The 14,908-nt window shown below is 66.0% G+C and carries 12 protein-coding genes and 1 pseudogene; 6 read left to right on the forward strand and 7 right to left on the reverse strand.

The features are described from left to right. Together Q0A15_RS03380 and Q0A15_RS03385 are read left to right on the forward strand one after the other, a co-directional pair. Positions 1-560, forward strand: a pseudogene (locus Q0A15_RS03380) (MFS transporter); the annotation flags it as partial. Positions 561-700: 140 nt separating this feature from the next. Further along, positions 701-2,203 (forward strand): hypothetical protein, encoded by a 1,503-nt coding sequence (locus Q0A15_RS03385; protein WP_291278128.1) that lies wholly within the window; start codon positions 701-703, stop codon positions 2,201-2,203. A 180-nt stretch (positions 2,204-2,383) separates the two neighbouring features. Here the strand turns inward: Q0A15_RS03385 and Q0A15_RS03390 are convergent, their stop codons facing one another. The 5 genes from Q0A15_RS03390 to Q0A15_RS03410 all read right to left on the reverse strand — a co-directional run bounded on the left by Q0A15_RS03390 (position 2,384) and on the right by Q0A15_RS03410 (position 7,131). Continuing rightward, positions 2,384-3,325 (reverse strand): endonuclease/exonuclease/phosphatase family protein, encoded by a 942-nt coding sequence (locus Q0A15_RS03390; RefSeq protein ID WP_291278129.1) that lies wholly within the window; start codon positions 3,323-3,325, stop codon positions 2,384-2,386. 221 nt (positions 3,326-3,546) lie between these two features. Further along, positions 3,547-4,017: a MaoC family dehydratase gene (locus Q0A15_RS03395; RefSeq protein ID WP_291278130.1), complete on the reverse strand. Its 471-nt coding sequence runs from the start codon at positions 4,015-4,017 to the stop codon at positions 3,547-3,549. Between the two features lie 85 nt (positions 4,018-4,102). Beyond that, positions 4,103-5,287 (reverse strand): acyl-CoA dehydrogenase family protein, encoded by a 1,185-nt coding sequence (locus Q0A15_RS03400; RefSeq protein WP_291278131.1) that lies wholly within the window; start codon positions 5,285-5,287, stop codon positions 4,103-4,105. After that, positions 5,287-6,183 carry an amidohydrolase family protein gene (locus Q0A15_RS03405; protein ID WP_291278132.1) on the reverse strand — a complete coding sequence of 299 codons (897 nt, stop codon included), beginning with the start codon at positions 6,181-6,183 and terminating at the stop codon, positions 5,287-5,289. The genes Q0A15_RS03400 and Q0A15_RS03405 overlap by 1 nt, the downstream gene beginning before the upstream one ends. A 9-nt stretch (positions 6,184-6,192) precedes the next feature. After that, positions 6,193-7,131, reverse strand: a complete 939-nt coding sequence (locus tag Q0A15_RS03410; RefSeq protein WP_291278133.1) for an SDR family NAD(P)-dependent oxidoreductase — start codon at positions 7,129-7,131, stop codon at positions 6,193-6,195. Positions 7,132-7,318: 187 nt separating this feature from the next. On the opposite strand from Q0A15_RS03410, the gene Q0A15_RS03415 reads away from it, so the two are divergent. Both Q0A15_RS03415 and Q0A15_RS03420 read left to right on the forward strand, forming a co-directional pair. Next, a complete protein-coding gene (locus Q0A15_RS03415) occupies positions 7,319-7,753 on the forward strand; it encodes a MarR family winged helix-turn-helix transcriptional regulator (protein ID WP_291278134.1) in 435 nt (144 codons plus the stop codon). Between the two features lie 170 nt (positions 7,754-7,923). Beyond that, positions 7,924-8,781 carry an SDR family oxidoreductase gene (locus tag Q0A15_RS03420; protein WP_291278135.1) on the forward strand — a complete coding sequence of 286 codons (858 nt, stop codon included), beginning with the start codon at positions 7,924-7,926 and terminating at the stop codon, positions 8,779-8,781. Positions 8,782-8,876: 95 nt separating this feature from the next. On the opposite strand, the gene Q0A15_RS03425 is transcribed toward Q0A15_RS03420, so the two are convergent. After that, on the reverse strand, positions 8,877-10,199 hold the full coding sequence (locus tag Q0A15_RS03425) for an MFS transporter (protein WP_291278136.1): 1,323 nt from the start codon (positions 10,197-10,199) through the stop codon (positions 8,877-8,879). A 36-nt stretch (positions 10,200-10,235) separates the two neighbouring features. Further along, positions 10,236-11,750, reverse strand: a complete 1,515-nt coding sequence (locus Q0A15_RS03430; protein ID WP_291278137.1) for a long-chain fatty acid--CoA ligase — start codon at positions 11,748-11,750, stop codon at positions 10,236-10,238. A gap of 319 nt (positions 11,751-12,069) precedes the next feature. On the opposite strand from Q0A15_RS03430, the gene Q0A15_RS03435 reads away from it, so the two are divergent. Continuing rightward, entirely contained in the window at positions 12,070-13,410 is a 1,341-nt protein-coding gene (locus Q0A15_RS03435) for an MATE family efflux transporter (RefSeq protein ID WP_291278138.1), read from the forward strand. Between the two features lie 4 nt (positions 13,411-13,414). Continuing rightward, entirely contained in the window at positions 13,415-14,854 is a 1,440-nt protein-coding gene (locus Q0A15_RS03440; protein ID WP_291278139.1) for an MFS transporter, read from the forward strand. The last annotated feature ends 54 nt before the right edge of the window (positions 14,855-14,908 follow it).

Below are 14,908 nucleotides of genomic sequence, written 5' to 3' on the forward strand. Positions count from 1 at the left end.
ATCCGCGACTGGTGGTGCTCTTCGCCCAAGGCGGGCTGCTGATGGGCGGTTTCGTGGCTGTGTACAACTACCTCGGCTTCCGGCTGGAGGCGCCGCCGTTCCTGATTCCCACGGCGTTGTCGTCGTTGCTGTTCCTCGCATACCTCTCTGGAACCTGGTCCTCCGCCCAGTCCGGCCGACTGGCCTCCCGCAGCGGCCGACTGCCTGTTCTGCTTGCTGCCTCGGCCCTGATGGTGCTCGGGCTGGTGATCACGTGGTTCGACTGGCTACCCAGCGTGATCCTGGGGCTGTTGGTCTTCACGGCCGGGTTCTTCGCCGCCCACGCCACAGCTTCTGGTTGGGTGCCGCAGTTGGTGCGTACGGGTAGGGCACAGGCCTCGAGCCTCTACAACTTGTCCTACTACGGGGGTTCTTCCCTCTTCGGATGGGCCGTTGGTCTGGCCTTCCAGCCGTTCGGGTGGGGCGGCGCAGTGGTGTTTGTCGGAGTCTTGGTCCTCGTGGCCATGGCCCTGGCCGTGCTGGTCCTGAGGAAGGCCCCAGGAGCCCGTATCTCCGGCTGAATATGCGTTCCTTCCGCGATGCATCACTCCGTGATGCTCATCGCATTGCCTTCTTCTGCGCCCCGCGCACACCTACGGTAATGGGCGGATAAACGGAAACGACGGGTATCAGGCCGTCACCTCATCATCGGAGAATGTGTATGCGCATCAGGCGCTTCTTGATCACGGCCCTGGCGTTGGCGCTGCTGGGAGGACAGGCGGTTGCCGCCACGCCATCGGTGGCAGCGACCGTCTCGGCACCGACCACCCCGCTCAAGGTGGTCGGCCTGCACGAGGAGGGCCTCAACATCAAGGTGAGCCTGCCTTCGGGAGTCAAGGCATACGAGGTCCAGGCCTCGACCCGGTCGGACTACTCCGGCGTCAAGGCCGTCCGCAAGGTGAGCGAGAGCAACTATGTCAGCGGGCTCACCAACAACACCGAGTACCACCTGCGCTATCGCCTGCTCAAGAAGGTGAACAACAGCGAGGTCGCCGGCGGTTGGTCCAAGTCGGTCACCGCAAGGACCAATGCGACGTTCCCTGCGGTGTTCTCGAGCGTGTCGGCCAAGAGCTACCGGGACGCCGTGACCGTGAGCTGGGTGAGGCACCCCAAGAAGACCAATGACGTGCAAGGCTACAAGGTCCTGATCGCCAACAACGCAGGCATGGACAAGGGGCTGCGGACGTTCACTCTGTCCAAGACGGCAGCGTCCAAGAAGATCACCGGGCTGAATTCGCGGGACGGTCAGATCAAGTACGTCCGGGTGAAGGCCGTCAACGGTTCCAAGGTGCGCACGTCCGAGGCGGCGTTGGTGCGGCCATCGGCACCGGCACCCACCAAGGGACAGCAGCTCACCTTTGCCACCCAGAACATCCTCTGCGTCACCTGCAAGGCGAAGAACGGGGTCAACACGCCCTCCATCGCCAAGCGGATTCCCATGCTGCTGGCCACGGTGAAGCAGCAGAAGCCCGGCGTCCTCATGCTCAACGAGGCGGACAACACCAAGGCGGGGGCCAAGAAGGGTCGCTTGACCCCGTTCTTCTCCGGGCTCTCCGCTCAGGGCTATGCCATGGACCGGGCCATCGAGGCCAATGGCGCCTCCGGCAAGTCGAATCGGGTGGCCTACAAGAAATCCTTGTTCAAGTTGGTCAAGAACGGCACCTTCGCGATCTATGGCAAGAAGAGCTACGCCGCGTGGGCGCTGCTCGAGTCCAAGACCACGCATGAGCGTTTCTATGCGGTGGCGGCCCACATGCCGCCGTCCGCATCCGCGGCTGACAAGGTGCGCTCGGCCAAGCTGATCTCCGACACCATGAAGAAGCTGTCCAAGGCCACCAAGGGCAAGCCCGTCGTCATCTTGGGTGGGGACATGAACGTCTCCCAGAATTCGGCACCGGTGAGCAACCCCCACACCGTGTTCATGGATCGTGCCTGGACCGACATGATGTCCGCTCCGAAGCGCTACATGGCCGAGTACCCGACGTACAACGGCCTGGCCAAGACCATCACGCCGACGTGGGGACGCATCGACTACCTCTACAGCTGGGGCACGGGCGGCCCGCTCACCTACCGCAACGTCATCACCGTGAAGAACGGGAAGATCACCTCGAAGCATGGGTCCGACCACAACATGGTCGTGGCCACCACCCGCCTGAAGAAGTGAGCCTGGCTCCTACGTGGGACGTGGGCGTAGACCGATCCGACTCGTAACGTCGGCTGAGAACACAACTTCAGCGCAGAACGGCATTCTGGGCTGAAGTTGGGAATCCGGCTGAGTTGAGACCCACCAAAACCCACACAAAAGCGCGGGGCGCCGTCCGAAATGGAAGGCGCCCCGCGCCTTTCAGTGGTTGCGTGGCGTACCACGGTGAGCGAGCGTTGCGACGATGGGGCGATGGTCGCTGCCGGCGGCGTCGAAAGTCGTGAGGACCCTCGTCCCCAAGACCCGCCACGAGTCGCCGACGAGAACGTGGTCGATCGGGGAGGAGAGCCGGGCAGGAAGCGAGGTGGGCCAGGTCCCGATCGCGGCACCACGGGTCTCGATCGCGGCATCCTCGCAGTCGCCGAGATGCGCGCTCAGGTGGTCCGCCGTGGCGTTGAGATCTCCGGCGACGATGACATCGGCGTCGTGGCAGCGGGCTCCGACCCACTCGAGGCCGGCTCGCCAGGTGCCCATGGAGCCGGCCAACGGCGGCATCGGATGCGCCGCGACGATCGTGGGGCCCGTTCCGTCGGAGGGCAGCCACACTGCGCTCGGCAGGCCCGGGGTCGAACCGGCGGCTGCGTCCAATCGATAGCCTCCGAGCTCCGCTGAGACGAGCAGCGACGTAGGAATCGACGAGTCGCTGGCCTCGCCATATATGGTGTCGGCAACCATGCTCTTACCGTCCCGCGCCACGATCGACACCACCCGGGCTGCGGCGTCCGTGTCCGTCTCCGGAAGACTCACGATGTCGGCGTCCGTCTCGATCACGAGCCGGGCTATGGCCTCCGGGGATGCTGCCCCGCCCTGAGTGTTCCATGCGACGACGGTCAATTCACCGGGCGGGAGATCGTCGTGTGTACCGCGATTGAGGAGGACCCCGCCGTTGACCAGGGACACAGCGCCGAAGACCACGGCGAGGACGGCAGCCACGCCCCAGCGGTGACGGAGTACGGCCACGGCGACGAAGCACACGGTGAGGACGCAGCAGGCAACGGTGAAGATCGGGCGGAAGGCGAGGACCTGCGCGATGACGGGAGCGGTCTGAGCGCCCACGGCCTGCGGCCACGAGAAGAGCAGCACGAATGCGGCTCCGACGACTACCAGGCACAGGAGAACGGGTCCTCGGCGCGTGCGCATCAACGTCCGGTCCCTCCCCTGTGGTTCACTCTCGGCAACACTCCCACTAGAACACAGGAATCTCGCAATGGTGGGTTCCACGCGAGCCAATCAAAAGCGCGGGGCGCTTATCCGTACGGATAAGCGCCCCGCGCTCGTCGGGCATTGAAGCCCAGAAAACCCGATCAGGCGTAGAAGCGGCTCAGGAAGCGCGCGACCACTGCGGGGCGCTCCTCGCCCTCGATCTCGATGACGCCGTCTGCCACGAGGTGCAGGCCGTTGCCCTTGACCTCCTGGACGTCGGCGACGGTGACGCCCATACGCACGCGGGAGCCCACCTTCACGGGGGAGGTGAAGCGGACCTTGTCCAGGCCGTAGTTGACCTTGGTGGTGACGCCGGTGACGTCAAGCAGCTCGGTCCAGAACGGGATGACCAGGGACAGGGTCAGGAAGCCGTGGGCGATCGGGGCGCCGAACGGGCCGTCCTTGGCGCGCTCGGGGTCCACGTGGATCCACTGGTGGTCGCTGGTGGCGTCGGCGAAGGTGTTGACCATCTCCTGGGTGATGGTGATCCACTCGGACTTGCCGAGGTCCTTGCCGATGAGGCCGGTGACGTCCTCGAAGGCGACGACGTTCTTGGGGGTGGTCTCAGCCATGATGTGAGCCTTTCGTGTGGGGTCGGGACTCATGCCCGACGAGTGGTGCTTGGGTTCGGCGCCTGGCGGCGCCTGTGGTTGTGGGTCAGACGAAGGCGCCGACGCCGGTGGCGTGGCGGGCCACGATGAGGGCATTGACCTCGTGGGTTCCTTCGTAGGAGTAGACGGCCTCCGCGTCCGCATGGAAGCGGGCAACGTCGGTGTCCAGGGTGATGCCGTTGCCGCCGCAGACCTCACGGCAGAGGGCCACGGTCTCGCGCATGCGGTCACAGATGAACAGCTTGGCCATGGAGGATTCCTCGTCGCGGAAGATCCCCTGGTCCTGGCGCTTGGTCAGGTTGGCCACCATCTGCAGGGAGGCGGTGACGTTGGAGAAGGCCAGGGCCAGTTTTTCGGAGACCAGCTGGAACTTGGCCAGCGGACGGCCGAACTGCTCACGCTCGGAAACGTACTTCAGGGCGGCCTCGTAGGCGCCGGCCTGAAGGCCGGTGGCGATCCAGGCCACGTCCGAGCGGGAGACGCGCAGCATGTTGGAGACGTCCTTGAAGGAGTTGCACTCCTGCAGGCGGTCGCTCTCCGCGACCTGCACGTTCTCCAGCGTGATGTGGGCGTTCTGCATGATCCGCAGCGCGGTCTTGCGTTCGATCTTCTCCAGGGTGACGCCCTCGGCGGTGCGGGGCACCAGGAAGGCCTTGACCTGGCCGTCGGCGGTGTCGCGGGCGAAGATGCAGAGCCGGTCGGCGGAGGAGGCTCCACCGATCCAGCGCTTGGCGCCGTTGATGGTCCAGGTGTCACCGTCACGGGTGGCGGAGGTGGAGAGGCCGCCCGCGATGTCGGAGCCGTGGTCGGGTTCCGTCAGGGCGAAGACGCCCAGTTCCTGGTACTGGTCGATCTTGGGTTCCCACTCGGCCCACTGCTCCGGGGAAGACCCGATCCGCACGGCGGTGCGGAAGAGCCCGGCCTGAGCGGTGTGCCAGGTGGCCAATGAGGCGTCGGTGCGGGCCAGGACGAACTTCCGCAGTCCGTGGTAGAGGCCGTGGGGCTGTCCGTCCCCGCGGAACTCCTCGGGGTCGATCAGGCGCAGACCCTGGATGGGGTCCACGATCTCGGTCGGGAAGGTGCCGGCCTCCCAGTGCTCGTTGATGACCGGCTTGGCCACCTCGTCAAGCACCTTCTGCAGCCGCTCCAGCGGCGCCAACTCTGCCTCGGTCAATCCTTCGGAGACCCCGTAGAGGTCGCTGACGCCGAAGAGATCCTCGCGAACCGTCATCACTTCACCAATCCGGTGCGGCGGAAGAGCTCGATGGCGTTGGCCTTCAAGATCTTGGGGCGCACCTCGTCCTTGAGCTGCAATTGATCAAACGCGCCGAACCACTTTTGAGGGGTGATCAGCGGGTAGTCGGTGCCGAAGAGCACCTTGTCCTGCAGCCGGGAGTTGGCCGCACGCACGAGTTCTGCCGGGAAGTACTTGGGGCTCCAGCCCGACAGGTCGATCCATACGTTGGCCTTGTGCGTGGCGATGGAGATGGCCTCCTCCTGCCACGGCACCGACGGGTGGGCCATGATGATCTGCAGGTTCGGGAAGTCCGCAGCGACGTCGTCGAGCAGGGCCGGGTTGGACCAGCGCAGCTTGATGCCGCCACCGCCAGGCAGGCCGGCGCCGATGCCGTTCTGTCCCGTGTGGAACAGGGCGGGAACGTTGAGATCCTGCAGGGTCTCCCACAGCGGGTAGTACTCGGGGGAGGACGGATCGAAGCCCTGCAGCGACGGGTGGAACTTGAACCCGGCCACGCCGTAGTCCTCCACCAGCATCCGGGCCCGGGCCACGGCGTCTGCACCGGTCAGCGGGTCAACGGAACCGAAGGGGATGAGTACGTCGTTGTTGCGTGCGGCGCCCTCTGCGATCTCCTCGATGGAGTTGGGCTGGTGGCCCAGGTTGGTGCGGGCGTCCACCGTGAAGACCACGGCGGCCATGTTCCACTCGCGGTAGCGCTCGGCGATGGTGTCGAGGCTGGGGGAGCGCTCCTCCGACTTGAAGTACGCCGCGGAGGCGGCGGTGAAGCGCTCGGGCAGCGAGTCGTGCCCGTGGCCATCGGCCTCGATGTGTACGTGCACATCCAGGGCGGAGACGGCCTCGAGATCGACGTTGAACTCGTAGCGTGCCATGGCGTCAGATCACTTGCTCTCGGTGGGCTGCAGGTCCTCCGGCAGCGGGGGCATCTTCTCGCCGCAGGACTGCAGCTTGCCCTCGGTCAGGCCGGCGAACTGGTCGGCGAGGTCGGCTGCGGACCAGCCGCCCTCGTTGTACTCGGTGACGATCGGAGTGGGGTGGCTGAACAGCTGGACGCGGTCGCCGCCGGCGCCAACCACCTGGCCGGAAATACCCTCAGCGGCGTCGGAGGCCAGGAAGGCGACCAGGCCGGAGACGTCCTCAGGCTTACCGAAGCCCAGCGTGTGACGGAAGAAGGCCGGCATGGCCTCTCCGCGGTCGTCGGCCTCGATGGCCGAGTTGAAGTAGGGAACAGTGCGGGTCATGGCGGTGGCCGCCACGGGGACCACGGTGTTGATACGGACGCCCGCGCGCTTGAACTCCAGGGCCCAGGTGCGGACCATGCCCACGATGCCTGCCTTGGCCGCGGCGTAGTTGGTCTGGCCGAAGTTGCCGTACTGACCGGTGGGGGAGCCGATGGTGATGATGGAGCCGGCGATGCCGTTCTCCTTGAAGTATGCGTAGGCGGCGCGCACGCAGGTGAAGGTGCCGCGCAGGTGCACGTTGATGACCAGGTCGAAGTCCTCGTCGGTCATCTTCAGCAGGGACTTGTCACGCAGGACGCCCGCGTTGGTGACCAGGATGTCCAGGCGACCGAACGCGTCGACGGCTCCCTTGACGAGGGCCTCTGCGGTCTCGGTGGAGCCAACGGGTGCGACGACGGCGGTGGCCTTGCCGCCGTCCGCCTCGATGGTGGCGACGGCCTTGGCGGCGGTCTCCTCGTTGACGTCGTTGATGACCACGGCTGCGCCCTGCTTGGCGAGCTCGCGGGCGTAGGCGAGGCCGAGGCCCTGGCCGGATCCGGTGACGACGGCAACCTTGCCGGTGAGATCGGTGGTGGTCATGTTTCCTCCTGGATGGTGGGACTTCGATGTCGTTATCGCCATCACACCAAAAACCGTTGAGAATGTCAATAATAGTGAGTGTCCACTAGTGAAATCGGCGTGGAATTCGTAGACTGGCCACCAAGACTTCCTTATCACCACCCACGGAACTTGCCGCTTCGGCTGCGAGCTCCCGTCTGGAGCAATCATGCCAACCGCCACGCTGTCCGAACCCTTGAGCGACGAGCTCTTCTTCGTCATGGCGCGAGCCTCGGCCATCGGTTCTTCCCACGCCAACCGCGCGCTGGCCACGTTGCAGCTCAAGGTGCGCGAGTATTCCGCGCTGGTCATCGCCTGCTCCGACGAGGCCCCGACGCAGCGCGAGCTCAGCCGGCAACTGGCGCTGGATCCCAGTCAGATCGTGGCCATCGTGGACAGCCTGGAGAAGCGTGGACTCGTGGAGCGGCGGCCGGACCCGCGTGATCGCCGGTCCAAGATCGTGGTGGCTACCGAGGCCGGTCGCGAACTCAGTGCCGAGGCCCGCACCCTCTCGGCGGAGTCGGATCAGGAGTCGCTGTCCATGCTCACCGCGGACGAGCGCGCCACGCTCCACACGCTTCTGGCGAAGGTCGCCTTCGCCTGACCTGACCCGCGACGCAAGGTGCCCGACGCGCGGATGGCGACATCCGTCCGTCGGGCACCTTCGCGTCGTGGCTGTCGCGGCGCCGAAGGTCGGGGGACGGGCGGGAACAAATCCGAGGTGGCCCGCGTTAGAACTTGACGAGTCAACAAATCTCGAGCAAGGAGAACTTCATGACCATCGCCATCACCGGAGCCAACGGACACCTGGGCCGCCTCGTCCTCGCCGCCCTCAAGGAGCGTACGGAGCAGCCGCTTGTCGCCCTCGTTCGCGACCCCGCCAAGGCCTCCGACCTCGCCGAACAGGGTATCGAGGTCCGTGCCTTCGACTACGACCAGCCCGAAATCCTGGCTTCCGCCCTCGAGGGTGTTGACCGCCTGCTGCTGATCTCCGGATCCGCAGTGGGTCAGCGCATTCCTCAGCACACGGCAGTGATCAACGCCGCCAAGGCGGCGGGAGTGACGTTCTTCGCCTACACGTCCCTGCTGCATGCCGACGCAGCCAAGATCTCGTTCGTGGCCCCCGAGCACCAGGAGACCGAAAAGCTGCTGGCCGCTTCCGGCCTGAGCGTGGCGCTGCTGCGCAACACTTGGTACACGGAGAACTTCGCCGGGACCGCCGAGCAGGCCCTGGCCACCGGCACCATCCTCTCCAGCGCAGGCGAGGGTCGGGTGAATCCGGCCACCCGCCAGGATCTGGCAGAGGCCGCAGCGGTCATCCTGGCCGCAGAGAGCCCCGAGCCTGGCACCTACGAGCTCTCCGGTGACGAGTCCTGGACCTACGCCGATCTCGCCGCTGCGCTGACCGAGAAGAGCGGCAAGCAGGTCTCGGTGCAGAACGTCAGTAAGGATGAGCACGCCAAGATCCTGACGGCGGCCAGCACCCCCGAGGGCTTCGTGGGCTTCCTGCTCAACACGGATGAGGCCATCGCCGACGGCGAGTACGGCGATACGAACCCCGGAGTGCTGTCGAAGCTGATCGGTCACCCGACCGCCACGCTCAAGGAGTCCCTGCCGCTGCTGGGAGCCTGACAAGCAACGAAGGTGCCCGACGAGACCAACTCGAGTTGGTCTCGTCGGGCACCTTCGTGTTTCCGGGCAAGGCGCCTACGGCGCCGTCACGAGCGTCAGACGCGCTCCACCATCAGGTCGCGGTCCTTGGTCTCCCGCGTGAGCAGGATGAAGATGATGGACACGACGGACAGGCCGATCAGGTACCACAGCACGGAGTTGAGGTTCTGGTCGCTGCCGTAGAGGGCCGTGATGATGGTCGGCGTGAAGCCCGCACCAAGCAGGGTGGCCAGCTGGTAGCCCAGTGAGGCGCCGGTGTAGCGCTCGGAGGTACCGAACTGCTCCGCCACGAAGGCGGCCAGCGGGCCGAACATCATGGCGTGCAGACCCAGGGAGACGGTGAAGGCCAGGAAGACCAGGAACAGGTTCCCGGAACGCAACAGCCAGAACATGGGGTACAAGTAGGCGATGAAGAGCACCAGGCCGGCGACCATCATGGGTCGGCGGCCGATGCTGTCGGAGATGCGGGCGAACAAGAGGATGAAGCCGATCTGGAGCACGGACGCCGCGGCGAACGCGTAGAGCACGTTGGGCCGAGCCAGGCCGTGATCGGTGGCGTAACCGACGGCGAACGTGGACTGGACCACCTGCAGGGCGAATCCGGAGCAGCCGGCCAGCATGGTGAAGATCAACGGCTTGGGGGCCTTCAGCACCTGCCACAGCGGCAGCTTGGGCTTCTGGGCGTCCTTCTTGCTCGCTTCCTTCATCGAAGCCAGGAAGAGCGGGGACTCGGAGACGGTGGCGCGGATGACCAGGCCCACGATGAGCAGGACGAAGGAGACCAGGAACGGGATGCGCCAGCCCCAGGCCAGGAAGTCGTGCTCACTCATGGAGGAGTTGGCGATACCCATGACGAAGGTGCCGAGCGCGGCGCCGGTCGGTGCGCCGGCGTTGGTGAAGGAAGCGGCGAAGCCACGTTTGCCGCCGGAAGTGTGTTCCAGCGCCATGAGGGCTGCGCCGCCCCACTCACCGCCAACGGCGATGCCCTGGCAGACGCGCAGCAGGATCAGGATGACCGCGCCCCACGAGCCGATGATGTTGGCATCCGGCACGCAGCCGATCAGCGTGGAGGCGATACCCATGATGAGCATCGACAGGATCAGCATCTTCTTACGGCCCAGTTTGTCGCCGAAGTGGCCGAAGATCGCTCCACCCAGCGGGCGGGCGAGGTAGCCGGCAGCGAAGGTGCCGTAGGAAGCGATGGTTCCTGCGACCGGCGACAGGTCGGTGAAGAACACGTGAGGGAACACGAGTGCAGACGCCGTGGCGTAGAGCAGGAAGTCGTAGTACTCGATCGCGGAACCGAGATACGAGGAAAGGATGACCTTGCGGACTTCCTTCTTGGAACTGGTTGGGGCTGTCCCCGTGGTGCTCGTCATCGAGTCCTCCAGGTGGGTGAGATGGGTGAGGGGGGCTCAGGCCTGCTGGCGCAGGACGTTTTTTTGGATCTTCCCGGTGGTGGTGCGGGGGAGTTCGTCCACCACCACCACGTCGCGGGGAAGCTTGTACCGGGCGAGGCGGGTGGACAGGCCATCGCGCAGTGTGGCTGGGTCGTCGTAGCCGTCCTCCACCACCACGTAGGCGCGGCCGGTCTCTCCCCAACGCTCGTCCGGCACGCCGATCACGGCTGCATCGGTGACGCCGGGGACGTTGAGCAGTGCGTTCTCCACCTCTGCCGGGTACACGTTCTCTCCGCCGGAGATGTACATGTCCTTGATGCGGTCCTTGATGGAGTAGAAGCCGTCGGAGTCGCGGGCCGCGATGTCGCCGGTGTGGTACCAGCCATCCTGCAGCGCGGCGTCGGTGGCCTCCTGCCGGTTCCAGTAGCCCTTCATGACGTTGGGGCCGGATGCCCAGACCTCGCCGGTCTGACCGTCCTCGACGTCCTCGCCGGTGGCGGGGTCCACGAGGCGGACCTCGGTCCAGAAGTGGGAGCGGCCGGCGGTGCCTGCCTTGGCCAGTGCGTCGCGGGACTCCAGAAGGCACACGCCGGGGCCCGCCTCGGTCATGCCGTAGCCCTGCATGATCTTGACCTCGCGCTCGCTCCAGGTGCGGATGGATCGTTCGGGGAGCGGGGAGCCGCCCACCATGATGGAGCGCAGCGAGGTCAGGTCGGTGTCGGCGAAGCCGTCGGAGGCGGCCAGGGAGTCGATCATGGCGGGGACCATGAAGGCGCTGGTGACGCGTTCGTTGGCGATGGTCTCCAGCACCTTGGGCGCCTTGAAGGCGCGCTGGATGATGAGACGGCCACCCATCATGAAGGTGGGGATGGTCATCATGTTCAACCCGGCGATGTGGAAGAGCGGGGCCACGGCCAGGTGGACCTCGTCGGAACGGATGTCCGCGGAGAGCAGCGCGTTGAAGTACTGGTAGGTGAGGTTCCGGTGCGTGAGCATGGCGCCCTTGGGGCGGCCGGTGGTACCTGAGGTGTACATGATCAGCGCGAGGTCGTCGTCCTCGACGTCGGCGTTGACGTCAGCGGTGGCGCCGGAGGCGATGAAGTCGGCGAAGGTCTCGTGACGGTCGCCCTCCATGGCGTCGGTCTCCACGGCGATCCAACGGCGCTCGTTCTCCAGGCGCAGCTGGCGGGCGGACTTCTCCTGTTCGGCGCCGTAGACCACCACCTTGGCGTCGGAGTCGTTGAGGATGTAATCCACCTCGGTGGGGGAGAGGCGGGGATTGACCAGAACCGGGGTGGCGCCGAGCAGGTTGGCGCCGAAGAAGGTCTCCAGCAGGTAGGGGTGGTTGAACCCCACGTAGGCGACGCGGTCTCCGTGTTTGATGCCGCGGTCGGCCAGTGCGTTGGCGACCTGGTTGACGCGGAGGGCCACCTCGGCGAAGGTACGCACGGTGCCCTCGAACTCGATGGCGGGATCCTGCGGGCGGACCGCTGCGCGGCGACGCGGGAAGGTGCCGAGGCCGACGTTCATGTGGGGTGCTCCTTTGCTGACCCTGGGGGATGCTGCTGGTGACGGGAGTGAGACCCGTCACCGACGAAATACAACCGTAAAACCGTTGAGAATGTCAATCGTTGTGGTCGCCAACCTATCGCTGACCCCAAAAAATCCCGCCAAATGGGACCAGATCCCAATGAATGGGAGTACTTCTTGCTGGGTCTGGACTTATGAGTGTTAGTGTTTGTGGCGGTGGTCACAGTACTTGGTCTTGTTCGGCCCGGGACGCCCCGGGCCGAACAAGACCACACGCTGGGGACGAGACGCTGACGCAGACCTCACCTAGACTCGATCGGTGCCCCTGTTGTCCCGCTCCTCCTCGCCCACCTTCCCCGGGTTGACGCGCCAGATCCTGGTTTTGGCGATCCCCGCCCTCGGCGCGCTCATCGCCGAACCCCTATTCCTCCTCGCTGACACCGCGATCGTGGGTCACCTCGGTGTCGACGAACTCGCGGGTGCCGGACTCGGGACCGCCGTCCTGCAGACCGCTGTGGGGCTGATGATCTTCCTGGCCTACTCCACGACCCCCGCCGTGGCCAGACAGTTCGGCGCGGGAAACCTTCCCCGCGCGCTCGCCGCAGGGCGTGACGGCGTCTGGCTTGGCCTCTTTCTCGGTGTGGTGCTCGCCGTAGCGGGCTTCGTCAGTGCGCCCTATCTGGTGCAGGCGCTGGGGGCCGACGGGCACACGGCAGACTTTGCCGTGGACTACCTTCGAGTCTCCATGGCCGGCCTCCCTGCGATGCTCGCTGTGCTCGCCGCGACCGGTGTGCTGCGTGGGCTCCAGGACGGGCGTACGCCTTTGCTGGTGGCCGGCGGCGGCTTCGTGCTCAACGCCGTCCTGAACTTCGTGCTGGTCTACGGGGCTGACCTGTCGGTGGCCGGTGCGGCACTGGGCACCGTGATCGCCCAGTGGCTCATGGCCATCGTGTACCTGGCGCTGTTGGTGCCACGGATGCGCGCGCACCAAGTCGGGTTGGCGCCCACCAAGGCCGGCCTGCTGCATTCGGCGCACTCCGGTGGCTGGCTGATGCTGCGCACCGTCTCCCTGCGCGTCGCGATCATGGCCACCGTCTGGGTGGTGACCGCGGCGGGACCGGAGACCCTGGCGGCCCATCAGCTGGTCAACACCTTCTACAACACCCTGGCCTTTGCCCTTGATGCCCTCGCCGTGGCGGCGCAATCGCTGATCGGGAAGGAACTCGGCGCAGGGGCCGTTGACCGGGTGAAGGCCTTGACCTCCACCATGATGCGCTGGGGTACCGGCTTCGGGGTGATCACCGGAGTGGTGCTGGCGGGCCTGGCCTGGGTGCTTCCGCCCTTGTTCACCTCCGACCCCTCGGTGCGGGAGCTGGCCACGTGGGGGTTGCTGGTTCTTGCGATCCAACAGCCCGTCTGTGGACTCGTCTTCGTGCTGGACGGTGTGTTGATCGGAGCCGAGGACGCCAGATACCTGGCGCTCACCGGTTTGCTGAACCTGGTCGTCTATGCGCCGCTGTTGGTCATCGTGGCGCTGGTTCCCCTGCCCGGCCAGCCGCTCGTATGGACCTGGGTGGCTTTTGGTGGTTACTTGCTGGCCCGTGCTGTCACGCTGTCCTGGCGTGCGGTGCGTGGCGGCTGGATGAGAGTTGGTGCCTGAACAGATGTCCCCCTTAACCTTCTCCTCGCAACAGCGCAGGGTCCTCTCCGTCATCCTGGTGCCCGCGTTCATGTCCCTGTTGAGTGTGTCCATCGTCAACGTCACGCTCCCCGCGATCGAGACGTCGCTGGAGACCGGTACCTCCGGGCTGCAATGGATCGTCTCCGGCTACGCGCTGGTCTTCGGCGTGCTGCTGGTCTCCGCAGGCCGCGCGGGAGACGTCTGGGGGCGCGGCAAGCTCTTCGTGGCCGGCCTGATCGTGTTCGGACTCGGATCCCTGGCAGCAGGGCTGGCGCCCACCATCCTGATCCTCAACCTTGCGAGGGTGCTGATGGGCATCGGCTCCGGCCTGCTCAACCCTCAGGTCACGGGAATGATCCAGCAATTCTTCGCAGGCGAACTGCGGGGTCGCGCCTTCGGCCTCTTCGGCGGCGTGGTCGGCGTCTCCGTGGCCGTAGGACCGCTGTTGGGCGGCGCGCTCGTGGCGCTCCTGGGCAACGAGGGTGGCTGGCGCTGGTCCTTCCTCGTCAACGTGCCCATCGCCGTGGTTGCGGTCCTCGCGGCACGCTGGTTGTTGCCCGACGACGCGTGGCGGGCCGCCGCTGGAAGCGGCCCCGCACCGCTGGGCACAGGCGCTCAGCGCCGTAAGACCGACTTCGACCCCATCGGGATGGTCCTGCTGGCACTTGGCACCCTGTTCGTGATGCTGCCGTTCATGGAGCATTCGGCCGGATGGTGGGTGTGGCTCTCGCTGGTGATCGGCGTGGCGATCGTGTGGGGGTGGACGCGCTGGGAGCGGCGCTACAGCGAACGCGGGCGTTCGCCGATGGTGGACATGAAGTTGTTCAAGACCCGCTCCTTCTCCAACGGGACGCTGCTGATCGGCCTCTACTTCATGGGCTACACCAGCATCTGGCTGCTCGTGGCGCAGTACCTGCAGAACGGCCTGCACCACACGGCACTGGCCGCGGGCGTGATCGGCCTGCCAGCGGCGCTCGCCGGGGCGGTGGCCGCTCCCATCGCCGGGCGCTACGTGACCCGTGTGGGTCGGGTGATGGTCATGTGGGGGCTCACGTTGGTGGTGGCCGGCCTGGTGCTGTCCGCGTTGGTGGTCGCCATGCACTCACACGGGGTGAGCGAGTGGTGGCTGTTGCTCACCCTCGGGTTCGCCGGCCTGGGGCAGGGTTTGGTGGTCTCTCCGAACCAGACGCTCACGTTGGCTGAGGTGCCGTTGGCCTATGCCGGTAGTGCAGGTGGCGTGGTTCAGACAGGGCAGCGGCTCGGGACGGCGATCGGCATCGCACTGATCACCTCCATCACGTTCTCCCTCGTGGCCGTGTCCGGCTGGGATGTCGCCGTGGCGCTTGGCTTCGGGGTGGTGATCGTCGTGGTGCTCGCGGCCATGGCCGTGGGCGCCGCAGACCTGGGAGCCGGGCGACGCTAATAGGATTGTTGAACAATCCTGGGAGATGGAGCATTCTGGACGGAACGTCCGCCG

Origin of the sequence: Galactobacter sp. (genome assembly GCF_022712295.1) — a bacterium.
Taxonomy (GTDB): Bacteria; Actinomycetota; Actinomycetes; order Actinomycetales; family Micrococcaceae; genus Galactobacter.